The following is a 22,468-nucleotide window of genomic DNA, read 5'->3' as shown; positions in this document are numbered from 1 at the left end:
CGGCCACCGAGACCGACCAGCTGACCGTCGAGGAGGCCGCCGACACCGTCGACCAGGCCGACCTGGGCGAGGACGGCGGCGCCGGCACCAAGGAGCGCATGTTCGGCCAGCGTCGGCTGCGCAGCGAGGACCCGCCGCTGCTCACCGGCGAATCGAAGTTCACCGACGACCTCGACCTGCCCGGCGCCCTGTGGGCCGTGCTGGTGCGATCGCCGTTCGCCAACGCCACCATCACCTCGATCGACACCGCCGAGGCCGAGGCAGCCGATGGCGTCGTCGCCGTGCACACCGGCGCCGAGCTGGCCGACACGTGGGCCAACCCGATGCCGTGCGCCTGGCCGGTGACCGACGACATGGTGAACCCGCCGCACTACCCACTGGCCGCCGAATCGGTCCGCTACGTGGGCGACGCCGTCGCCGTCGTGTTGGCCACCACCCGCCAGGCGGCCGTCGACGCCGCCGAGCAGGTGATCGTCGACTACGACCCATTGCCGGCGGTGGTCGACCCCGAGGCGGCCGCCACCAACGAGGTGCTGGTGCACCCCGACCTGGGAAGCAACGTCTGTTACGACTACGACGTCACGCCCGACCCGGTCGCGCTCGAGGCCGAATTCGCCAACGCCGCCCACACCGTGTCCGAGCGCTACATCCAACAGCGCCTGTTGCCCTCGGCGATGGAACCGCGGGGCACCGCCGTCGTCCCCGAACCGTTCGGCGGCGGCATCGTGGTGTACTCCTCCACCCAGATCCCCCACATCCTCAAGCTGATGCTGGCGATCACCTGCGGCGTGCCCGAACACAAGGTGCGCGTGGTCACCCCTGCGGTTGGTGGCGGGTTTGGCGCCAAGCTGAACGTCTACGCCGAAGAGGTGCTGTGCGTGACGCTGGCGATCAAGCATGGCAAGCCCGTGCGCTGGACCGAGACCCGCAGCGAGGCCGCCCAGGCCACCACCCACGGCCGTGGGCAGGTGCAGTACATCGAGCTGGCCGCCGACGAGCGCGGCAAGGTGTCGGCGATGAAGGTACGCCTGGTCGGCGACATGGGCGCCTACCTCCAGCTGCTCACCCCCGGCATTCCGCTGCTGGGCGGGTTCATCTACCACGGCGTCTACGACATCGGTAACTACTCGTTCAAGTGTCAGTCGGTGTTCACCAACGCCGTGCCCACCGACGCCTACCGCGGCGCAGGCCGGCCCGAGGCCACCTACGCCATCGAACGGGCGATGGACGCACTCGCCCGCAAGATGGGGGTAACGCCGGAGGAGATCCGCCGACGCAACTACATCCAGCCCGAGCAGTTCCCCTACACCAACCCCACCGGCGCCATCATCATGGACTCGGGCAACTACGAGCCGACGATGGCGCGGGCGTTGGAAATGGCCGGCATCGACGAACTTCGGGCCGAACAGCAGCGTCGGCGGGACGCCGGCGACACCAAGGTGCTCGGCATCGGTATCTGCACCTACATGGAGATGTGTGGGCTGGCGCCCAGCCGCACGCTGGCCGCCCTCAACTATTCGGCCGGCGGCTGGGAAGCCGCCACCGTACGGATGCTGCCGACCGGGGGCGTGCAGGTGGTCACCGGCACCTCGCCGCACGGCCAGGGCCACGAGACCTCGTGGGCCATGCTGGTCGCCGACCAGATGGGCATCGATCCCGACCTGATCGAGGTGTTGCACTCGGACACTGCGATCAGCCCGCTGGGCCTCGACACCTACGGCAGCCGCTCGCTGTCGGTCGGAGGCACAGCCGTGCACCTGGCCACCGAAAAGGTGATCGAGAAGGCCAAGCGCATCGCCGCACACCTGATGGAGGCCAGTCCCGACGACCTTGAGGTCTCGGCGGGCACCCTGCAGGTAAAAGGCACGCCCACCAAGTCGATGACGCTGCAGGAGGTGGCCTTTGCCGCCTTTGCCGCCCACGACCTGCCCGAGGGAGAGGAGCCCAACCTGGAGGCCCAGGTCAGCTGGGACCCACCCAACTTCACCTTCCCGTTCGGCACCCACATCGCCATCGTCGAGATCGACACCGAGACCGGCGAGGTGCGTTTGCAGCGCTACATCGCGGTCGACGACTGCGGACCGCAGGTCAACCCGCTGATCGTCGAGGGCCAGCTGCACGGCGGCATCCTTCAAGGCGTCGCCCAGGCGCTGTGGGAGGAGGCGGTCTACGACGCCGACGGCCAGCTGCGCACGGTCACGCTTGGCGACTACCTGGTGCCATCGGCGATGGAGACGCCCAACTTCGAGCTGGACCACACCGTCACGCCCAGCCCATCCAACCCGCTGGGCGTCAAGGGCGTTGGCGAGGCCGGCACGATCGGCTCCGCCCCGACGGTGATGAACGCAGTCGTCGACGGCCTGTCGCACCTGGGGGTCACCGCCATGGACATGCCGGCCAGCCCACACAGGGTGTGGTCGGCCATCCAATCCACGGGTCAATCCGCCGACGCCGAGAAACCCACCGCCCAACCGGAGGGGAGCGCCAGATGATTCCCGCAGCGTTCGACTACGTCCAAGCCGACAGCGTCGAGGCCGCCCTCGCAGCGCTCACCGAACACGGTGATGAGGCCAAGCTGATGGCGGGCGGTCACAGCCTGCTGCCGATGATGAAGCTGCGCTTGGCGGTGCCCGAGGTGATCGTCGACATCGGCCGCATCGACGACCTGTCCTACATCCGAGAAGACGGTGACGAGCTGGCGATCGGTGCGCTCACCCGCCACCGGGTGCTGGAGACCAGCGACGTACTGGCACAGCAGTGCCCGATCCTCAAACACGTCGCCCACCTGGTCGGTGACCCGCAGGTACGCCATCGGGGCACGATCGGCGGCTCGCTGTCGCACTCCGACCCGGCGTCGGACCTACCCGCCGCATGCCTGGCGCTGGGCGCCACCCTGGTCGCCGCCAGGGCGGACGGCTCCAGCCGGCGGATCCCCATCGGCGACTTCTACACCGGCTTTCTCGAGACCACCCTCGACCCCACCGAGATGATCACCGAGGTGCGGGTACCGAAGCGTCCCGGCACGTCGTGGAACTACCAGAAGTTCAACCGTCGGGCGATCGACTGGGCAGTGGTCGGAGTGGCCGCTGTCATGGGAAACGGAAGCGGTGGCCAACCCGGTGTGGCGCTGGTCAACATGGGATCGACCAGCATTCGGGCCGGCGCCACCGAGGAGGCGCTCGCCCAGGGCGCAACGGCCGCCGACGCCGCTCAGCTGGCCGATGCCGACACCGAACCACCCGACGACCTCAACGGCTCCCCCGAGTACCGACGTCACCTGGTCAAGGTGCTCACCCGTCGGGCGCTCCTGGGTGCCGGGGTGGCGTAGGGAGGCTCAGCCGATGTGCCCCAACGTGAACGCCACACCCAATGCGGTCAACGAAAACCCGTCGGTGACGTGACCGTCCGCGATCAGTCCCCGCAGGTCGGCGACCGGCACCCACTCCACCCGGTCGGCCTCGTTGGTGTCGGTCGGTTCCCCGATGTACTCGGCCTCGGTGGCCATAAAGACATAAAACGTTTGGTCGCTCGACCCGTTCGACGGGTGGTAACTCGTCAGCGGGCTCAGAGGACCAGGCCGCCAGCCGGCCTCCTCCTCGGTTTCACGGGCCGCGGTCTCGATGGGCTGCTCCCCGGGGTCGATCCGCCCGGCGGGCAGCTCCCAACCCCAGCTGTCGGTGATGAACCGATGCCGCCACAGCATCAGCACCCCCCGTTCGGGGACGGCGACGAGGGCGGCCGCTGCCTTGTTGGGGTAATGGGCGACGTGATGCCAGAGGCGCTGCCCGTCGGGCAGCTCGACGTCCGCCTGGCGCACCGACACCCACTCGCTCTCGTAGATCGATCGCCATCCATGAACGGTCCATTCCATGACTCGCAGCGTAGGTTGAACTGATGCGAGAGCTCCTGGGGGACCTGGCGCAGTGGCGCGATCACGGCGTTCCCGCCGCCCTGGCCCGCGTCGTCGATGTTGAGGGTTCGGGCCCCCGCCAGCCGGGCGCGGCCATGGCGGTGGCCGCCGATGGCCGGGTGATCGGCTCCGTGTCGGGCGGCTGTGTCGAGAGCGCTGTCGTCGCCGAAGCGCTCGACATCATCGACACCGGCGAGCGGCGCATCGTCACCTTCGGGTACTCCGACAACGATGCGTTTGCGGTCGGCCTCACCTGCGGCGGCACGATCCACCTGTTCATCGAACCGCTCGACTGGTGAATCTTTTCGAGCGACTGACCGAGTGCGTCGAGTCGGGGCTGCCAGTGGCGCTGGCGACGATCATCGAGGGCGACGGCGTTGGGGCCAAGCTGCTCGTCACACCTGACGGACCGGCGCTCGGCACGCTTGGCAACGACGACCTCGACCGGGTGGTCACCCGTGACGCTCTCGGCGAGTTGGCCGCCGGCTCGACCGGCATGCGCCACTACGGGCCCGCCGGCGAGGCCCGGGAAGAGGACCTGTCGATCTTCATCGAGAGCTTCGCCCCACCGCCCCGGATGTACATCTTCGGGGCGGTCGACTTCACGGCGTCGCTGGTGCGGGTGGCCAAGCTGCTCGGCTACCACGTCACCGTCGGCGACGCCCGCGCCGTGTTCGCCACCAAGGCCCGCTTTCCGCAGGCCGACGAGATCATCGTCGACTGGCCCCAGCGGGTGCTCGCCGCCATCGAGGAGCCGCTCGGGCAGCGCGATGCGGTGTGCGTGCTCACCCACGATGCCCGCTTTGATGTGCCCGCCATCATTGCTGCGGCAGCGACCAATGTCGGCTACCTCGGGGCGATGGGCAGCCGCCGCACCAATGCCGAACGTGAGGCGCTGCTGGTCGAGGCCGGCATGTCCCCCGACCAGCTTGCCCGGCTGCACTCCCCCATCGGTCTGGACCTGGGCGCACGCACGCCGGAGGAGACCGCCGTGTCGATCTGTGCCGAGATCATCCAGATGCAGACCGGCCGTTCCGGCGGGCCGTTGCGCCACGGCAGCGGAGCGATTCACTGAATCCCGGCCACCCGAACGCGGACACGGCAACGACCGACACAGCGAGGGGCAACCCAGGAACTGGCGACCCTGCAACTCGCGACCCGGCAACTGGCTGCCCACCCGAGGACGGCGCAGCATGTGGTGATGCCTCACCAGCTGGCCGGGCAACAGTGGGCATCGTGCTGGCCGCCGGGGAGGGCTCGCGCTGGGACGGCCCGGGCCACAAGCTGCTCGCCCCGCTGAGCGACGGTCGACCGGTCATCGTCCATGCGGTCGAGGCGGCCGTCGAATCCGGGATCGGCCCCGTGGCGGTCGTCTGGGGCGCTGTCTCCGTCGCCGACGCGCTGGCGGGCCTCAACATCACCCTGGTCGAGCATCCCGGCTGGGCGGCCGGCCAGGCGACGACGTTGGCGGCGGCCATCAGCTGGGCGAGTGGTCGAGGTGCCGGATCGGTCGTCGTCGGTCTGGGCGATCAACCCGGGGCGACGGCCGCTGCGTGGCGCGCCGTCGCTCATGCAGAAGCCAGCCCGCCGATCGCTGCGGCCTCCTACGATGGGGTGCTCCGAACGCCGGTTCGGCTTCCCGAAAGCGTTTGGGCGGACCTGTCGGCGGTTGGGGACCAAGGGGCACGGGTACTGATGAGGTCGCAACCCGATCTCGTTCAAGGGGTGGCCGTTACCGGCGTTCCCGATGACATCGACACCATGGAGGAACTGCGGCGATGGAACTGAGCAACACGTTTGAGGTGAAGGCCCCGATCGAGGAGGCATGGACGAAGCTGACCGACCTCGAGCTGATTGCGCCGGCCATGCCGGGAGCCCAGCTGGAAGAGGTCGAGGGCGACGAGTATCGAGGCACGGTCAAGGTGAAGGTTGGCCCGATCACCGCTAAATATAAGGGCACGGCCAAGATCGTCGATAAGGACGACGACGCCAAGATGGTGATCATCGACGCCAAGGGGCGCGACACCCGGGGCCAGGGCAACGCCAACGCAACCATCACGGCCCAGCTCACCGAGGCCGGCGCCGACGTCACCAAGGTGGAGCTGGTGACCGACCTGACCCTGACCGGCAAGGTGGCGCAGTTCGCCCGCGGGGTGTTGTCCGACGTGTCCACCAAGCTGATCGGCCAGTTCGTCGACAACCTGGAGTCCGACGTGTTCGCCGGCGGCGACAAGGCTTCGACTGCCGCGGCGCAGCCACAGGACGAGGCCGACGAGGCCGGGCCGGCTGCGACCGACAAGACCGCTGAGGCGAAGGACACGACCGGCAAGGCGGCGTCGACTGCGGCCGACAAAACCACTGACACGAAGGACACGACCGGCAAGGCCGAGCCGCCCGCCACCGCCAAATCCACTGACACGAAGGACACGACAGGCAAGGCGGGATCGGCTGCGACCACCGGGCCCGGCGAGTCGGCAGCTGACGCTGGAGAAATGTTGTCCTCCGCATCCGGCGCCGAAGAGCCCGATTCAACGGTCGCCGCTTCCAACGACGACGCCTCGAGCGAGGCATCGCCCGGCAAGACCGCCGACACCGATGCGGTCGACTCCAGCAAACCCCTCGACGCTGACAGCGCTACCGGCGCCGGAGCGGCAAGCGGAACGCCGTCCGCTCGAGCGACCGACGCAACCGCTGCGGCTCCGGCAGGGGTCCGCAAGATCAACTCTCCCGAGGCCGAGGCGGTCGACCTGCTCGATTCGGCTGGCGCGCCGCTGGCCAAGCGGGTTCTGCCGGCGCTGGGCCTCCTCGCCTTGGTGCTGCTGATCATTCGAATCCTGCGGAACCGCTCCTCGCGCTGACCGGGGGCAGCCTCCCCTATCCTCTCCGGATGCCCCAGCACGCAGCTCCGAGCGCCGACACGATCCGAGCAAAGGTCACTGCTCATCCGACTTGGCGCCACCCCATCGACGTCGGCGCTGGCGTCGTCACCCCTGGGGGCGAAGACGTCAACACCGAGCTGGCGCGGATGGCACTGCCGGCACATCTCGACGGCCAGCGGGTGCTCGACGTCGGGTGTTCGGACGGCTTTTACAGCTTCACCGCCGAGGACCGAGGAGCCTCCGAGGTGATCGGCATCGACGACCTATCGTCGCTCATGGTTGCGGGCAGCAATGGGTTCGCCATCGCCAAGGAGCTCCGAGGGTCAGCCGCCCAGTTTCGTGACCGCTCCATCTACGACCTCGACCCCGACGTTGACGGCATGTTCGATTCGGTGTGGTTCCTCAACGTGCTCTATCACCTCGAGCACCCAATGCTCGGCTTCCGCAACCTGGCCAAGGTAATCAGGCCGGGCGGGCTTCTGGTCTTGAAGACCTACGTCCACCAGGACGTACGAGTGTGGCTGCCCGGCACACTGTCTCGACGGCTGAAGCGCGATGCCGTCGGCTTCGACCTCGGCCATCGACCCCGTCTGTGGTTCTACCCCCACAGCGAGCTGGCCGGTGACCCCACCAACTGGGTGGGTCCCAACGTCGCCTGCGTCGACGCCATGTTGGACGCTGCCGGGTTTGACGTCATCCGCAACCTGGGCGTGCACGGTGACCGGTATTACCTGCACGCTGTTCGTCGGGCCGACTGACCGGGCCGACCACGGTCCTGGGGCACATGGAGGTCACCGTTGAGGCACTGCGTCGGTAGGGGCGGCTCCCGCTACCGCTCACCGCCTGGCGGAACCGTCAAGCGTCGTCATTGGTGTCCAACGGCCAGCCGTGCATCGCCCGAAGTGCCTTGATGAGGTTGTTGAAACGATCCTCGGCCAACACGGCGCCCTCTCGGCGGACGTCGGCTGGCTTCACCCGGAGGATGCGGTCGATCTTGGCAAAGCTGGGTCGATGCTCGCGGTCCCAGTCGCCGGTGCCGATCGGCACGCAGTCGTTGCGGCGGTGGTCCTTGCTGGTCAGCTGCACCACACCCAGCACCGGCCCGTCCCAGCCGATGACTGCCACCGGCCGGTCCTTGCCCTGGCTGGGGTCGTCCTCGTAGCTGACGTAGGTCCACACAACTTCGCCCGGGTCGGGCTCGCCGTCCGCCTCCGGCGCATAGCTCACCTCGAGCGGCCCCGACGTGTCCTTCGGCCTCGTGGCAGGGGTCGCTGCTGGTCCCGTGGCCTTGGTGCTGGACGGGGCCGCGACGGCGCTGGGCTTGGCCGGGTTGCGCGTATCGGCGTTGATCCGACCGGATGGCTGAGCAGCCTTGGTCGTGCCGGATGACGTGCGGGTCTCGGCCGTGCCGACTGGACTGGAGGCGGACGGCTTCTTCGAACGCCGAGTGGCTCGACCCGGCCCGGCCGCCGACTTGGCGGACGGCTTGGCCATGAACTCCACGAACTCGGTGGCCAGCTTGGTGAACCGCTTGAGCCTGCTCATGGCTCCATGCTTTCAGCCCAGGGTTCCAGAACAGCCATCTCCCCTCCCCGATTTTCGCCGTCGATCCACGGCTCAGACCGAAGTCTGCCGCTTCCGCGTCGTAGAGCGCGCGATAGCGACAGATTTCGCAACGTGCCCCACCCACTGACGTTGTGACCGCGCCTTTGCGACGAGCGGCTGGCTAGATTCGGCACCCATGGCGACCATCGGCGATCCTGCTCCCGATTTCTCACTGATCGACCAGCACGGCGACACGGTTGCCCTGGCCGACCTGCGGGGCCATCGCACACTGGTCTTCTTCTACCCCAAGGCCAACACTCCCGGCTGCACTACCCAGGCCTGCGGCCTGCGTGACATCGCCGGCGAGATCGGCGACGTCACCATCCTGGGCATCAGCCCCGACACACCGAAGAAGCAACACAACTGGGACACCAAGCACTCGCTGGGGTTTCCGTTGCTCTCCGACCCTGATCACACAGTGGCCAAGGCCTTCGGTGCATGGGGCGAGAAGAAGCTGTACGGCAAGGTGTACGACGGCATCATCCGCTCGGCGTACCTCATCGATGCCGACGGCGTGATCGAGCAGGCATGGCCCAAGATCAGCCCCAAGGACACGCCGACCAAGCTGCTGGCCGCGCTCAAGGGCTGAGCCGCCGCCAACCTGCCGGCCGCGCTCAAGGGCTGAGCCGCCGCCAACCTGCCGGTCGCGCTCAAGGCCTGACCCGCCACCAAATCGCTGGCTGCGCAAGGCCTGAACTGCCACCAAGCTGCTGGCTTTGTCGAGGCGTAGCCCGCCCGGACAACCGTCCAGCCGCTCGACGAACCCTCCTCCAACGCCCACATACCCACCTCCGACTTGGGTGGACTTTGGGTCACCTGTAGTCCCAAATGCCACCCAAGTTCGTCACCGCACGGCCGATGATCAGCGCTGTAGTCGAGCGACCAACGATCAGGCGAACGGCAGGGGCGCCTGATCCGACTCGTGAGCGAGCAGCCAGCGCTTGGTTTCGAGGCCTGCGGCAAATCCGGTGAGGTCGCCGCTGGCGCCCACCACCCGGTGGCAGGGCAACACGATCGACAGCGGATTGCGGCCGTTGGCCGCGCCCACCGCCCGCACGGCCTTGGGCCGACCCAGACGCTCGGCCTGTTCGCCGTAGCTGATCGTCTGCCCGTAGGGGATGTCGGCCAGACCCCGCCAGGCCTCCTGTTGAAAGTCGGTACCGACCAGGTGCATCGGCAGGTCGAAGTCCTGTCGCTCACCGGCGAAGTACTCCCGCAGCTGGGCCTCGCTCGCCTCGAGGGTGGCGATCGCTGCGCTGGAGTGGACCGTCGTCGGCGATGGCGCAGACGAATCGGAGGCGCCGAGTTGCCCGCTCAGCCCCACTCGGGCCCCGTCCTCGTCGGGCCAGGTCACCGCGCGCAACCCGACGTCGTCGGCTACCAGGGTGAGCGGGCCGATCGGGGTGTCGATCACCCGGCTGACCGTCGGGTGGGTGCCCCGATCATTGCGGTCGCTGTCGGTCGTCGGATTCATCATCGTTGGCTCCTCGTGCCGGAGGTGGAAGGAATGGTGGGCATCACGCTCACGGTTGCACCCCGTTTCCCGCGTTGGCCCACAGATGCGCCGTCGCTATCGCTCGCCAGGGTCGCCATGCTTCGGCCCGGGTGAGCAGGGCCAATGGTGCCCGGTCGATACCCAGGTTGGCCGCCCCGCGCTGAAGCGCCACGTCGCCGATCGGGAAGGCATCCGGGTCGGCCAGCCCGCGAAGTGCGACGTAGTCGACGGTCCACGGGCCGATTCCGGGCACGGCCAGCAGCGCTTGCCTCACCGCTTGCCGGCTGGCGTGGGCATCGAAGCTGACCACGCCGGAGGCGACCGCTTCGGCGGCGGCGGTCAGCGCACGCCGACGGGCGCCCGGCATACCCAGCATCGACAGGTCGGCGGCGGCGACGTCGGCTGCGGAAAGGGGAAGATGGGTCAGGCCTGACGGCGCCCAGTCGGGGGCGGGCCGGGCGACGGCCGAGACCAACTGCCCGGCCAACCTCAACCCCCTGCCCAGGGTCACCTGTTGGCCGAGCACTGCCCGAACCAACGCTTCAAACCCGTCGGCACAGGCCGGCATGCGACGTCCCGGATGGGCGTGCACTGACGGCCCCAGGTGAGGGTCGGCCCCGAGTAGTTCGACCACCCCCGCCGGATCGCAGGTGGCATCGCAGAGCCGCTCGGCCACGCTTACCGCGGCGGAGAGATCGGTCAGGTCGGTGACCCGCAGCTCCACGTTCATCCCATCATCGACCGAAGCCGACTCGCCGCCTCGGCGATCGTCGAACTCCGGGCGCAGCGTGATGGTCGCCGGGCCGCCGGACAGGCTCAACAGCCTGGTAAAGGTCGAGCCGTCGCCGTGTTCCACGCCGGGCAGCGCGCGGGAGGTCAGAAACCGAATCACTTCGGCGGCATCGAACGGAGGACGGATCGCCAGGCGCAGCGTGGTCGGTACCGGGGCGGAGGCGTGCACGGCTGGCCCGTCGCTGCGATGTGGGAGGTCGCCGACCTTCGCCAGCGATCGGCGGCGCTTCCCCGGCGACAACGCTCCGCTTGCGACGCCCTTGGCCATCCGGGCCTGGCGCAGGTTTGACGGCGTTCGGTCGTACACCTCTCGGACGGTGTCGTTGAACTGCCGGACGCTGCCAAACCCCGCGGCAAAGGCCACCTCGGTCATCGACAGGTTGGAGTGTTCCAGCAGTTGCCTGGCCGCATGGGCCCGGCGCGCCCGTGCCAGCGACAACGGGGTCGCCCCCACCCGCGCGTGCAGCATCCGGGTGAGGTGCCTCGGGCTGACCGACAGCCCGTCGGCGAGCCCGTCCACGCCCAGGCGATCGATCTCGCCGGCGGAAATTGCCCGCATGGCCCGGTTGACCAGATCGTCGCCCATCGCCCACTCCGGTGATCCGGGGGCAGCGTCTGGACGGCAGCGTTTGCAGGCCCGAAACCCTGCGCCCTGAGCCGCCGCTGCGGTGGCATAGAACCGGGCATTGGCGCGCTTGGGGCGGATCCCCGTCGGGCAGCTGGGCCGGCAGTAGATCCCGGTGGAGGAGACTGCCAAGACAATGCGGCCGTCGAATCGCCGGTCACGGCTGATCACCGCCCGATAGCAGCGCTCCGGGTCGGCGAGCAGCGAGGCGACCGACCATTGGTCGGCGGGTGCGACCGGCGACTTGGGCGGCTTCGGGGAGGACATGGCCCCATTCTCCCAGAGGATTCGGACCGTGTCTGGCGGAAATCGGACATCTCGACGGCGAGCCTCGATCACTTCGCCAATAGGCTGCACTCGGTGCGAAAGAGCGGGTCCACTATGATCCAGGGGCCGTCGCGGGTGTAGTTCAATGGTAGAACATCAGCTTCCCAAGCTGAGAATGCGAGTTCGATTCTCGTCACCCGCTCTGCAGCGAAACCCCTGCTCCAGCAGGGGTTTCGCTCGTTACCGGGTGACCACCGGGTTCGCCGGTTGCTCAGGCGAGGTCTCGCCGGCGGAACCCGGCGAGACCGACCAGCAGAAGGGCCGCAGCGAGCCCCAGAAGAACCACGAGCGGGGCAACGGTGAGTGTCGTTCCGGGAAGTTTTGGGACGTGGGCGAACGGGGAGAGTTCGATGATCCACTCCGGCAGCTCGAGGAGGGGCCCGATCTCGCCGAGCAACAGAAACGCAACCAGTGCACCCCACCCGATGAGGGCAGCACGAGATCCGATGCCGTAGGCGGCCGCTACCACGGCGATGACGAGCCACACGGCCGGGAGTTGGACCAGCGCGCCCGCCAGGAGGTCAAAGAGGTCCGAGACCTGGCCCGTCTGGACGGCTCGGGCGGCTCCCGAGCTGAGTCCAACGGCGAGGGCCAGACAGACCGTGCCTGCGGCGGCCACGAGGATGAAGCTGCCGACCCACTGGACGCGGGTGACCCCGGTGGCGAGGACCTCCTCGGCACGTCGGGAATCCTCCTCGGTCCGGAGGCGCAGGGCGGCGTGGACACCGTACGCTGCGATGACGACGCCGAGGATGCCCAGTTCGGCGGCGAGGTACGCGTCGACGAGGCTTTTCTCGCCCCCAAGACGTCGCAGAACGTCCTGGCCGCTGGACGTGTTGAGGAAGGAGCCGACGTCACCGGCTACCCCGCCCACCACGAGGCCGAGAATCGCGAAGGCGATGACCCAGGCGATCAGAGCTCCCCGCTCCAGACGCCACGCGAGCCCAACGGTACTGCCGAGCCAGCCCTGGGCACGCGCCGGTCCCGGCCGATCTGCGAGCACGCCGGCTCCGAAATCGCGCCGCGCCGCGATGGCGTAGGCGACCAGCGCCATGACTCCAGCGAACCCGACGAGTAGCGCCAGCACCGGCCAACGGTTCCCTGCGAAGGCCCGGACCGAGTGGACCCAGCCGAGCGGAGACAGCCAGCTGAGCCACGACAGCTGAGCGCTGGTGTCGCCGATGCCCCGCATCACGTAAGCAAGTCCCAGCACGCCCACGGTAAGCCCCGTCGCGCCCCGCGACGTTCGGGCCAATTGGGCGGCGACGGCACCCACCCCGGCGAAGGCCAGACCGGCGCCCGCCCAGGCCGCGCCAAAGGCGAGTGAACCACTGGCGGGAAGACCCGAGGCCACCAGTCCGAGCGCGGTCACCGCCCCGATGAGCACGGACGTGATGGCGGCGATGCCAAGCGCGGCGACCGACGACCGCGCCACCGAGCAGCTCGAGGCGGCCGGTCTCCTCTTCGGTGCGGCTGTGACGCACCGTGATCATCCCGGCGATCATCGCGACCCCGGCTCCGCCGAACGCTGTCATCTTCACCATCGCGATGGCGCCGAGCGACGTCGGGTCATAGATCCGTCCGAACATGGCGACGAGTGCAGCCGACGCGTTGACCGCGTCGGCTGCCTCGACCCTCGAGTCGAGCGTCGAGTACAGACCATTCACGGCCTGTGCGGATGCCACGGCGGCAAGCGCGAGCACCGAGGTCCACGCCGGAACGAGGATCCGGTCGCGTCGGAGGGCGAGCCGGAGGAGGCTGCACGTCCCTTCCGTCCCACGCGGTGCAAGCCTCATGGTGCGGGCGAGTCGGCCGGCTGAGCGGCCGTGGTCGCATAGTGACGCAGAAAGAGGTCCTCGAGGGTCGGGGGCTGGCTGCTGAGGGCCGTGACCCCCGCGGCGGTGAGTCGTTCGAGGACTGCCCCGAGCGCAGGGTTGTCCACCTGGCATCCGACTCGGAACCCCGCGCCGTCGAGGTGGTTCAGCACGAGATCGTGAACGCCGGGCAACCCGCTGAGGTCAGGTCGTCGTGCGACATCGGACTTCACCGCCACCCGGGTCAGATGCCGTAGATCCGCCAGGGTCCCGGTCTCCACGGTGACGCCCTGGCGGATGATCGAGACCCGATCGCACAGCGCCTCGGCCTCCGACAGGATGTGGCTCGACAACAACACGGTGCGGCCGTCCGTGCGCTCGGCCTGGATGAGCGCGCGGAACTGCTCTTCCATCAACGGGTCGAGCCCGGCCGTTGGCTCGTCGAGCAGCAACAGCTCGACGTCGGAGGCGAGCGCGGCGATGAGCGCCACCTTCTGCCGGTTGCCTTTGGAGTAGGCGCGGCCCTTCTTGGTCGGGTCGAGCTCGAACCGTTCGAGCAGGTCATCTCGACGTCGGTGATCAAGCCCACCCCGCAGCCGGCCGAGGAGGTCGATGACCTGACCGCCGGTCAGCTCGGGCCACAACGTGACATCGCCCGGGACGTAGGCGAGACGACGGTGCAGCTCGGCGCCGTCTCGCCACGGATTCCCACCGAGCACCGACACCGAGCCGCCGTCGGCCCTCAACATGCCGAGAAGTACCCGGATGGTGGTCGACTTCCCAGATCCGTTCGGGCCCAGGAAGCCGTGCACCTCCCCGCCGCGGACCTCGAGGTCGAGCCCATCGAGCGCCACGGTTCGTCCGAAGTACTTCTTCAGGCCTCGAACTTCGATCGGAGATGTCATGGGGCCCTCTTCGCGGTGGACACGGACCACTCATCAACCGGGCTGGTCGAACCGAATTGGCCGGACATGTCGCCTGGTCAGGCTAGACAGCCTCGTCCCGCCATACCGGCTCACGAGGATCGGCCCAGCTGAGAACCGCACGATGTTGCGCATTTCTTACACAGGACGCAGCGGATCAGGACGGGCCGCCGCGGAACGTCTCCCGTCCCGCCATCTCCCGGCACCGACGAGTCGCTCGACTCAGCCCCCGCCCGGCCCGTTCCTCGCAGTGCGCCCCGGCAGGAGGTTGACGGCGATAGTTTCACGGCATGAGTTCACCTGCGTTGATCTGTCTCGATGGTTCCGAACTGGCGTTGCAAGCGGCCGTCGCTGGCCTTGAGGTGCTGCGTCCCGACGCTGCGCTGAAACTGGTGGCGGTCATCGCCGAACCCGACCCCACCCTGGTGACCGGCGGCGGGTTCACCGGCTCCACCATGTCGGCGGAGGCCTTCGATGCGCAGAACGCTGCCGCCAAGGCCGACGCCGAAGAGATGCTGGCCACCGCCCAGCAGGCCCTGGGACTCGAGTCGGTCGAACATCAGGTGCTGATCGGCTCGCCCGGGCCGACCGTGTGCGCGTATGCGGAAGAGATCGACGCCACCGTCATCGTCATCGGGTCGCGAGGCCACGGTGGGCTGCGCCGGGCATTCCTCGGGTCGGTCTCCGACCACATCATCCGCCACGCCCACTGCCCCGTGCTGGTCAGCGGCCACGACGCCGTCGAGGAGGACGACTAACGCGAGCGCCGTCCGCATCGAGCCTGCGTGTTTCGGGCATCATGGGGACATGAACGACGTCATACTCGGCATCCTGGCCATCGCCATCGGCGCCCTCTTTGCGCTGCGCGGCTACCTCACCATGCGGGTGGTCATCCCGATCTGGGGATCCCTCATCGGCTTCATGCTGGGGGCGGGGGCCGTCGGTGCCGCCACCGACGCCAACTTCTTGTCCACCGCTGCTGCGTGGATCGTCGGCATCGCGCTGGCGGTTGTGTTCGCCTTCCTCGCCTACCTGTATTACGAGGTGTCGGTCATCTTGGCGATGGGCGGCATCGGCTTCATGCTGGGTTCCAGCCTCATGGTGGCGCTCAACGTCACGTGGGGGTGGGTGATCGTGCTCGCCGGCGTGGTCGCTGCCATGGCGCTCGGCCTGCTGGCGATCGTCGGTGAACTCCCCATGCTGCTGTTGACCCTGCTGACAGCCGCCGCCGGATCGGCCGCCGTCGTCGGCGGCATCATGTTGCTGGTCGGCTCGATCGACACCACCGACGTTGCGCAGCTGGGCGTGGTCGGCGCAATCGACGACTCCCCGCTGTGGTGGGTGCTCTACGTCGTGATCCTGCTCATCGGCGTCTTCACCCAGTTCCAGGCCCTGGACGGCGTCCGAGGCACCCTGCGCGAGCAGTGGGACAGCGACGGCGGCAAGTACCTGCGACCAAGCTGAGCCCCGGTCCGGTGACGCTGCGCGACAGTGCCGCGGCCCGAGCGGCACGACCCGATGGCCCGTGCAAGGCTGGGGTCATGCGACGACTGCGACATCGGCGGGCGACGGCGCCGTCCTCAACCGAACGGGATGGAGCGGCCACCTCGCCGATCCATCCGCCCGCCGGCGGAACCCCGGCTGCCATCGACCCCAAGCAGGCGGCGATCATCCTGCCCGCCTTCGTCCTGTCGATGGCCGCCGAGGCCATCGTGTTGAAGGATCGACCCAAGCGCACCTTCGGGGACTTGAACGATGCGTCCTGCGAGGAGCTGTCCGACCCAGAGCTGCCGGCCGATCCGCTCGTTCCCGTCGGCTACGAGCGACGGGACACCGCAGCCAGCCTGGGGATGCTGGCGGGCAACCTGGTGGCCAATGCGGCGACCTTCGGCATCACCCATCGCATCGACCGGTGGGCCTATCGCCACCGCATCGCCAACCTGGGTTCGACCAGGTACGGCTTCGCCGCTGCGATGCTCACCTGGGACTTCCTGTACTACTGGGATCACCGTTGGATGCACGAGGTGCGGCTGTTGTGGGCCAACCACGTCAGCCACCACAGCTCCGAGCGCTACAACCTGTCGACGGCGCTGCGCCAGCCGTGGTCTGGCATCCTCACCCATTGGATCTTTCTGCCCATGCCGCTGCTGGGCTTCACCCCGGCGATGACCTCCCAGGCAGGGCTCTACAACCTCCTGTACCAGTACTGGGTGCACACCGAAGCGATCGACCGGCTGCCAGCACCGGTCGAGGCGGTGATGAACACTGCGTCCCACCACCGGGTACACCACGGGGCCAACCCTCAGTACCTCGACAAGAACTATGCCGGCATCTTCATCGTGTGGGACAAGCTGTTCGGTACGTTCGAGCCCGAGGTGCGACGGGTCAAGTACGGGCTGACCAAAAACATCGACACCTTCAACCCGGTGCGGATCGCCTACCACGAGTTCGCCGACATCGCCCGCGACGTGCGCTCGGCCAAGGGGCTCCGTAACAAGCTCGGCCACGTCTTCGGTCGCCCCGGCTGGACGCCGGGTCGGCCCGACGAGCGCCGCATGCCCGAGGCCGTCACCACCGCTGCGTGATCGGACGGCCACTTCCGACGGCGGCGAACGCTCTAAGTTGAGGGCTGCGTCACCCGGGTAGGGATCGGGTGACCGAGCGAAGGAGGGGAACGCGCTGTGGCTTTAACCGACGCCGAGTCCGAACGCCACGGGCCGGGACCCGCCGGCCCCCTCGACGGGCCGGCTCACCGTCACGACGAGAGCAGCAAATCTGCCCGGGCGAAGGCGCTGTGGGGCAGGCTCACCGATGCGCTGCCAGTGCTCGATCAGCTGACCGGCGGAGGCGGCGACCCGCTCGGCGAGGGAGCGTTCAGCACCCGCACCCGCGAGCTGTCGTCCCGAACCGCCGATGCCGACCAGGTGACCACGTCGGTGTGTCCGTACTGCGCAGTCGGGTGCAGCCAACGGGTGTACGTGCGCGAGGGCCGCATCACCAACATCGAGGGCAACCCGGACAGCCCGATCAACCGGGGACGGTTGTGCCCCAAAGGGTCGGCCACCTTTCAGCTGGTGACCGGCACCCACCGCCTCGACACCGTGCTGCACCGGCGACCGGGCGCCACCGAGTGGGAGCCGATCGCGCTCGACGATGCCATGGACCGGGTGGCTGCGCTGATCGCCGAGACCCGCGACCGCACCTGGGAGGAGTCCGACGCCGACGGGCGGCCGCTGCGCCGCAGCCAGGGCATCGCCTTCATGGGCGGCTCCACCCTCGACAACGAGGAGTGCTACCTGCTGGCCAAGTTCTGGGCCCAGCTCGGCGTGTTGCAGGTGGAGAACCAGGCCCGCATATGACACTCGGCCACCGTCCCCGGTCTGGGGACCACGTTTGGCCGGGGTGGTTGCACCACCTACCTCCAGGATCTGCCCAACGCCGATGCGGTGTTGATCATCGGCTCCAACTTCGCCGAGGCGCATCCGGTGGGCTTCCAGTGGGCGATGGAGGCCCGCACCGCCGGCACCAAGATCATCCACGTCGATCCGCGCTTCAGCCGCACATCGGCCTCGGCGGATCAGTTCGTGCCGATCCGGCCCGGCACCGACATCGCCTTCATCGGCGGGCTGATCAACTACGTCCTCACCGGTGAGCGGTACTTCGCCGAGTTTGTCGATGCGTACACCAACGCTGACCACATCGTCGCCGAGGGCATCGAGTTGCCCGACGAACTCGACGGGCTGTTCAGCGGCTGGATGAGCGACGAGGGCCGGTACGACACCGCCACCTGGCAGTTCGAACGGGATGAGTCCGGGGCGATCGCCTCCGACCCGACGCTCACTCACCCCCGCTGCGTCATGTCGCTGCTCCGGCGCCACTACGCCCGCTACACGCCCCAGATGGTGTCCGACATCTGCGGCATCTCACCGGAGGCGTTCGCCCGGGCGGCCGGGACGTTCACCTCCGCGTCGGGCCGGGACCGCACCGGCATGATCTGTTACGCCGTCGGGCTGACCATGCACACCAAGGGCGTGCAGAACATCCGCTCGCTCGGGGTGCTCCAACTGCTGCTGGGCAACATCGGCCGGCCGGGCGGGGGCATCCTGGCCTTGCGGGGCCACGCCAACGTGCAGGGGGCCACCGACCTGCCCGTGCTCTACGACCTGTTGCCCGGCTACCTGCCCAAGCCCAACGCCGACGACACCGACCTGGCCACCTACCTCGAGCGGGTGACCAAGGCGTCCGGCTGGTGGGCCAACACGCCCGCCTACATGGTCTCGCTGCTCAAAGCCTGGTTTGGCGATGCCGCCACCGCCGACAACGACTTCGGCTTCGACCGCCTGCCCCGGCTGACCGGCGACCACAGCTACATGGTGACCCAGGCGGCCATGGCTGACGGCGCGGTCGAGGGGATGATGGTCGCCGGCGAGAACGTCGGCGTGTCGTCGGTGCACGGTTCACTGCAGCGGTCGGGCTTCCGCAAGCTGCGCTGGATGGTGGTGCGCGACCTGACGATGATCGAAACCGCCGAGTTCTGGAAGCGCGGCGAGGAGTACGACTCGGGCAAGATCGATCCCGCCGATATCGACACCGAGGTGTTCCTGTTCCCGGCGGCCGCTCACGTGGAGAAGGAAGGGTCCTTCACCAACACTCAGCGCATCCTGCAATGGAAGGACCAGGCGGTGCAGCCCCCTGGGGACGCCCGCAGCGAGCTGTGGTTCGTCCATCACCTGATGGCCCGGCTGAAGAAGATCTACGCCGGCAGCGACGATCCCAAGGACGCCCCGATTCTCGACGGCACCTGGGACTACACCACCGAGGGGCCGATCGACGAGCCGGCGGCCGACGAGGTGCTCGCCGAGATCGGCGGTTTCGGACCGCACGGGCCGCTCGCCTCATTTGGCGAGCTGCGCGACGACGGCACGACGGCGGCCGGCGCGTGGACCCATGTCGGGGTCACGGCAGGCGGCGACAACCACGCCCGCAACCGCGACGGCACGCCGGGTGAGCGGGGCGCCGCCCTCGACTGGGGCTGGGCCTGGCCGGCCAACCGCCGCAACCTGTACAACCGGGCCTCGGCCGACCCCGAGGGCCGCCCCTGGTCGGAAGAAAAAGCCTTCATCTGGTGGGACGAGACGGCCGGGCCCAAGGGGGCCGGGGCATGGGTGGGCCACGACACGCCGGACTTTCCCATCGACCGGGCGCCGTCGTATCGACCCGGTCCCGACGCCACCGGCACCGACCTGATCGCCGGCGACCAGCCGTTCATCATGCAGACCGACGGGCTCGGAGCACTGTGGGTGGCCGAGGGGCTGCGCGACGGGCCGCTGCCCACCCACTACGAGCCGCTCGAAGGCGTGGCCCCCAACCGCCTGTACCGCCAGCAACACACACCGGAGCGCACCCAATGGGACCGCCCGGACAACCCGTACCACTGGGCCTACGACGACCCCCGCTTTCCGTTCGTGCTGACCACCTACCGGCTGACCGAGACGTTCGGGTCGGGCACGATGGCCAACCGCAACCTGTCGTGGCTGGGCGAGCTTCAGCCCGAGCTGTTCTGTGAGATCTCGCCCCAGTTGGCCGAGCTGCGCGGCATCGAGCACGGCGGGTGGGTGACGATGAAGTCGCTGCGGGCCGAGGTGGAGATGCGGGTGCTGGTCACACGACGCCTGGTGCCGTTGCAGGTGGCGGACCGCACCGTGCACACGGTTGGCCTGCCCTATCAGTGGGGCCGAACCGGGCAGATCGGTGGGGCGTCCCCCAACGAGCTGCAGAAGATCTGCGGCGAGCCCAACGTGACGATCGAGGAGTGCAAAGCGATCACGATCGACCTTGTTCCCGGTCGGGTGGCTCGCAACCTTCGCGCCGGCACCGACGGACCGTTGCAACCCGAACCCGACGGCGAGGCCCCGGCTCGGGACCTGCCCAGCGTCACCCGGCCCGCCGGGCCGCACGGCGTCACCATGGCCGCCGACAAGCTGGGCGGCGCACCCGGCGCCTCCACACCCGGCCCCTCTGCCCCCAACCAACCCTCGGAGGATCGCCGATGAGCTCCGCCCCGGCCAACACCAGCGAGCGCTCGCCGACGCCGACGCTGCGCACGACCACCGCCAACGATCCGGTCACCGGCGAGGCGCGCCGGGTGGGCTTCTTCACCGACACGTCGGTGTGCATCGGCTGCAAGGCGTGCGAGGTGGCGTGCAAGCAGTGGAACCAGCTGCCAGACGACGGCTTCAGCCTCACAGCCAAGAGCTTCGACAACACGATCGAGCTGGGGGCGACGACGTGGCGGCACGTCGGGTTCATCGAGCGGGACGAGCCGGTGTCGGGCCAGGAGACCAACCTGGGGGATCCGTTCTCGTGGCTGTTCATCGCCGACTCGTGCAAGCACTGCGAGGACGCCGGCTGCCTGGACAACTGCCCGACCGGCGCTCTGGTGCGCACCGAGTACGACACGGTGTACGTGCAGAGCGATATCTGCAACGGCTGCGGCACGTGCGTGGTCGCCTGCCCGTTTGGGGTGATCGACCGGCACCCCACCGATGGGCGGGCCTGGAAGTGCACCATGTGTTACGACCGGCTGAAAGACGACGAGACGCCCGCCTGCGCCCAGGCGTGCCCCACCGAGGCGATCGCGTTCGGCGAGTTGGACGAGCTGCGCCAGCGGGCCGACGTCCGCCTCGCCGAGCTGCACGATCGCGGGGTGACAGAGGCCCAGCTGTACGGCGCTGACGACGACAACCTGCCCGGCACCCGGGGGTTGCACGCCTTCTACCTGCTGTTGGATTCGCCGGACGTGTACTCGCTGCCCACCAACCCGGTGGCGCCCCAGAACACGGTCAACGAGAGCTGGAAGTCGATGGCCGGGGCCCTCGGTGCGATGGCCGCCGGCGTCGCCGTGGCGATGCTGTCCGGGGGGCGGACCCGATGAGTGAGGACGGGAGCGACAGTTCAGGTCGGAACAAGTCGACCAACTCGCCGGGCACGGGGACGCGTTCGAGTGTTGCCGGGACGGGTGGCGCCGCGACGCCGCCCGACATCGTGATGAAACACGCACCCGGCAGCTGGCAGGCCCTTGCTGCGGGTGAGTTCGTCAGCGACGGCCGCAACGTCGATACCCGGCGGGCCGAGCTGTCCGGCGAGGGCGCCGACCTGGACGCCGGCGACCGGGTTGGCGACCGGGGTCACCTCGGCGACCCGTCACAGACCACGGTGGCCGAGGAGGCCAGCAAGCGGGTGGTCAAAGCGTCGCGCTGGACCTGGGAGGTGCCCGCCTACTTCGCCATCGGGGGCATGGCCGGCGCGGCCGCCGCCCTGTCGGCCGGGGCGCAGCTGGCCAAGCTGGGTGGCACCGACCGTCGGATGGTGCAGTCCGGACGGGTGATCGCGCTGGGCGGCACTGCGGTCGGGTCGGTGCTGCTGGTCGCCGACCTTGGCCGCCCAGAACGGTTCTGGCACATGCTGCGGGTGTTTCGTCCCAGCTCGCCGATGAACGTCGGCTCGTGGGTGCTCGCCGGGTTTGGCACCGCGTCGGCGGGCGCCGCCGTGCTAGGACGCTCCCGCAGTCGTCAGCTTCGATTCCTCGGCGACACCGCCGGGATCGCCGCCGGGCTTCTCGGCCTGCCGATGGCCGGCTACACCGGCGTACTGCTGGGTGCCACCGCCCAGCCGGCCTGGTGGCACGCCCGAAGATGGCTGCCCAGGCTGTTCGTCGCCTCCGCCGCCTCGGCCGGAGCGGGCGCGCTGGAGTTGATCCCGATGTCGCCTGCCGAGGAGCGGGCGGTGCGCACGTTCGCCATCGGGGCCCGTGCCGCCGACCTAGTCGTGGTCAAGGCGATGACCCGGGATCTGGCCGACCACCCCGAGGTGGCCGATGCCTACGAGGCCGGCCGAGCGGGTCGGCGCATGAAGGCGGCCGAGGCGCTCACCGCCTGTGCGCTGGCCGCTTCGGTGGCCTCAATCAAGGTGCGTGCCCTGCGTCCCCTTGCTGGAACACTTGGCCTGGCTGGGTCGCTCGCCACCCGCCTGGCGGTGACCGACGCTGGAGCATCCTCAACCCAACCCGTCTGAGGCCGCTCACTACCTCGGTTCAGGC

General features: G+C 68.8%; 18 protein-coding genes, 1 tRNA gene and 2 pseudogenes. 15 read left to right on the top strand and 6 right to left on the bottom strand.

Annotated elements, in window-relative coordinates; translation table 11 throughout:
- Positions 1 to 98: 98 nt before the first annotated feature.
- Together IPN02_06425 and IPN02_06420 are read left to right on the top strand one after the other, a co-directional pair.
- On the top strand, positions 99 to 2,492 hold the full coding sequence (locus tag IPN02_06425; protein MBK9296482.1) for a molybdopterin-dependent oxidoreductase: 2,394 nt from the start codon (positions 99 to 101) through the stop codon (positions 2,490 to 2,492).
- Positions 2,489 to 3,328: a xanthine dehydrogenase family protein subunit M gene (locus tag IPN02_06420; GenBank protein ID MBK9296481.1), complete on the top strand. Its 840-nt coding sequence runs from the start codon at positions 2,489 to 2,491 to the stop codon at positions 3,326 to 3,328. The genes IPN02_06425 and IPN02_06420 overlap by 4 nt, the downstream gene beginning before the upstream one ends.
- A gap of 6 nt (positions 3,329 to 3,334) precedes the next feature.
- On the opposite strand, the gene IPN02_06415 is transcribed toward IPN02_06420, so the two are convergent.
- Positions 3,335 to 3,871, bottom strand: a complete 537-nt coding sequence (locus IPN02_06415; protein ID MBK9296480.1) for an NUDIX hydrolase — start codon at positions 3,869 to 3,871, stop codon at positions 3,335 to 3,337.
- A 23-nt stretch (positions 3,872 to 3,894) separates the two neighbouring features.
- Here IPN02_06415 and IPN02_06410 point away from each other — a divergent pair.
- The 4 genes and pseudogenes from IPN02_06410 (at position 3,895) to IPN02_06395 (ending at position 7,547) form a co-directional block, all read left to right on the top strand.
- A pseudogene (locus IPN02_06410) lies at positions 3,895 to 4,985 on the top strand (XdhC family protein).
- Between the two features lie 161 nt (positions 4,986 to 5,146).
- Positions 5,147 to 5,698, top strand: a complete 552-nt coding sequence (locus IPN02_06405; GenBank protein MBK9296479.1) for an NTP transferase domain-containing protein — start codon at positions 5,147 to 5,149, stop codon at positions 5,696 to 5,698.
- On the top strand, positions 5,689 to 6,768 hold the full coding sequence (locus IPN02_06400; GenBank protein MBK9296478.1) for a carbon monoxide dehydrogenase: 1,080 nt from the start codon (positions 5,689 to 5,691) through the stop codon (positions 6,766 to 6,768). Before IPN02_06405 ends, IPN02_06400 begins: the two co-directional genes overlap by 10 nt.
- A gap of 29 nt (positions 6,769 to 6,797) precedes the next feature.
- Positions 6,798 to 7,547 carry a DUF1698 domain-containing protein gene (locus tag IPN02_06395; protein ID MBK9296477.1) on the top strand — a complete coding sequence of 250 codons (750 nt, stop codon included), beginning with the start codon at positions 6,798 to 6,800 and terminating at the stop codon, positions 7,545 to 7,547.
- 97 nt (positions 7,548 to 7,644) lie between these two features.
- Here the strand turns inward: IPN02_06395 and IPN02_06390 are convergent, their stop codons facing one another.
- Positions 7,645 to 8,283, bottom strand: coding sequence for a type II toxin-antitoxin system PemK/MazF family toxin (locus IPN02_06390; protein MBK9296476.1), 639 nt, complete (start codon positions 8,281 to 8,283; stop codon positions 7,645 to 7,647).
- Between the two features lie 247 nt (positions 8,284 to 8,530).
- Here IPN02_06390 and bcp point away from each other — a divergent pair, with 247 nt between their 5' ends.
- Positions 8,531 to 8,983: a thioredoxin-dependent thiol peroxidase gene (gene bcp, locus IPN02_06385; GenBank protein MBK9296475.1), complete on the top strand. Its 453-nt coding sequence runs from the start codon at positions 8,531 to 8,533 to the stop codon at positions 8,981 to 8,983.
- Positions 8,984 to 9,283: 300 nt separating this feature from the next.
- Here the strand turns inward: bcp and IPN02_06380 are convergent, their stop codons facing one another.
- Both IPN02_06380 and IPN02_06375 read right to left on the bottom strand, forming a co-directional pair.
- Positions 9,284 to 9,868 (bottom strand): methylated-DNA--[protein]-cysteine S-methyltransferase, encoded by a 585-nt coding sequence (locus IPN02_06380; GenBank protein ID MBK9296474.1) that lies wholly within the window; start codon positions 9,866 to 9,868, stop codon positions 9,284 to 9,286.
- 49 nt (positions 9,869 to 9,917) lie between these two features.
- Complete coding sequence (locus IPN02_06375; GenBank protein ID MBK9296473.1) at positions 9,918 to 11,510, bottom strand: DNA-3-methyladenine glycosylase 2 family protein; 1,593 nt, start codon at positions 11,508 to 11,510, stop codon at positions 9,918 to 9,920.
- A gap of 194 nt (positions 11,511 to 11,704) precedes the next feature.
- Between IPN02_06375 and IPN02_06370 the strand changes: the two genes are divergently transcribed.
- Positions 11,705 to 11,775: transfer RNA gene (locus tag IPN02_06370), tRNA-Gly, on the top strand.
- Positions 11,776 to 11,844: 69 nt separating this feature from the next.
- Here IPN02_06370 and IPN02_06365 read toward each other — a convergent pair.
- A pseudogene (locus tag IPN02_06365) lies at positions 11,845 to 13,429 on the bottom strand (ABC transporter permease).
- Positions 13,426 to 14,352 (bottom strand): ABC transporter ATP-binding protein, encoded by a 927-nt coding sequence (locus IPN02_06360; GenBank protein ID MBK9296472.1) that lies wholly within the window; start codon positions 14,350 to 14,352, stop codon positions 13,426 to 13,428. Before IPN02_06360 ends, IPN02_06365 begins: the two are co-directional and overlap by 4 nt.
- A 308-nt stretch (positions 14,353 to 14,660) precedes the next feature.
- Here IPN02_06360 and IPN02_06355 point away from each other — a divergent pair, with 308 nt between their 5' ends.
- The 7 genes from IPN02_06355 to nrfD all read left to right on the top strand — a co-directional run bounded on the left by IPN02_06355 (position 14,661) and on the right by nrfD (position 22,443).
- The gene (locus tag IPN02_06355; protein MBK9296471.1) at positions 14,661 to 15,128 is read left to right on the top strand and encodes a universal stress protein; all 468 of its coding nucleotides are present in this window, start codon (positions 14,661 to 14,663) and stop codon (positions 15,126 to 15,128) included.
- 49 nt (positions 15,129 to 15,177) lie between these two features.
- The gene (locus tag IPN02_06350; GenBank protein ID MBK9296470.1) at positions 15,178 to 15,834 is read left to right on the top strand and encodes a DUF4203 domain-containing protein; all 657 of its coding nucleotides are present in this window, start codon (positions 15,178 to 15,180) and stop codon (positions 15,832 to 15,834) included.
- Positions 15,835 to 16,064: 230 nt separating this feature from the next.
- Positions 16,065 to 16,955: a sterol desaturase family protein gene (locus IPN02_06345; protein ID MBK9296469.1), complete on the top strand. Its 891-nt coding sequence runs from the start codon at positions 16,065 to 16,067 to the stop codon at positions 16,953 to 16,955.
- Positions 16,956 to 17,162: 207 nt separating this feature from the next.
- Positions 17,163 to 17,729 carry a dehydrogenase gene (locus IPN02_06340; GenBank protein MBK9296468.1) on the top strand — a complete coding sequence of 189 codons (567 nt, stop codon included), beginning with the start codon at positions 17,163 to 17,165 and terminating at the stop codon, positions 17,727 to 17,729.
- An 87-nt stretch (positions 17,730 to 17,816) separates the two neighbouring features.
- Positions 17,817 to 20,423 carry a molybdopterin-dependent oxidoreductase gene (locus tag IPN02_06335; GenBank protein ID MBK9296467.1) on the top strand — a complete coding sequence of 869 codons (2,607 nt, stop codon included), beginning with the start codon at positions 17,817 to 17,819 and terminating at the stop codon, positions 20,421 to 20,423.
- 44 nt (positions 20,424 to 20,467) lie between these two features.
- The gene (locus tag IPN02_06330) at positions 20,468 to 21,304 is read left to right on the top strand and encodes a 4Fe-4S dicluster domain-containing protein (GenBank protein ID MBK9296466.1); all 837 of its coding nucleotides are present in this window, start codon (positions 20,468 to 20,470) and stop codon (positions 21,302 to 21,304) included.
- Positions 21,301 to 22,443, top strand: coding sequence for a polysulfide reductase NrfD (nrfD, locus tag IPN02_06325; GenBank protein MBK9296465.1), 1,143 nt, complete (start codon positions 21,301 to 21,303; stop codon positions 22,441 to 22,443). Before IPN02_06330 ends, nrfD begins: the two co-directional genes overlap by 4 nt.
- Positions 22,444 to 22,468 lie beyond the last annotated feature (25 nt).

Origin of the sequence: Candidatus Microthrix subdominans, from assembly GCA_016719385.1 — a bacterium.
Taxonomy (GTDB): Bacteria; Actinomycetota; Acidimicrobiia; order Acidimicrobiales; family Microtrichaceae; genus Microthrix; species Microthrix subdominans.
Note: the sequence above shows the minus strand (reverse complement) of the source record. Positions and strands in the feature narration are given on the sequence as shown.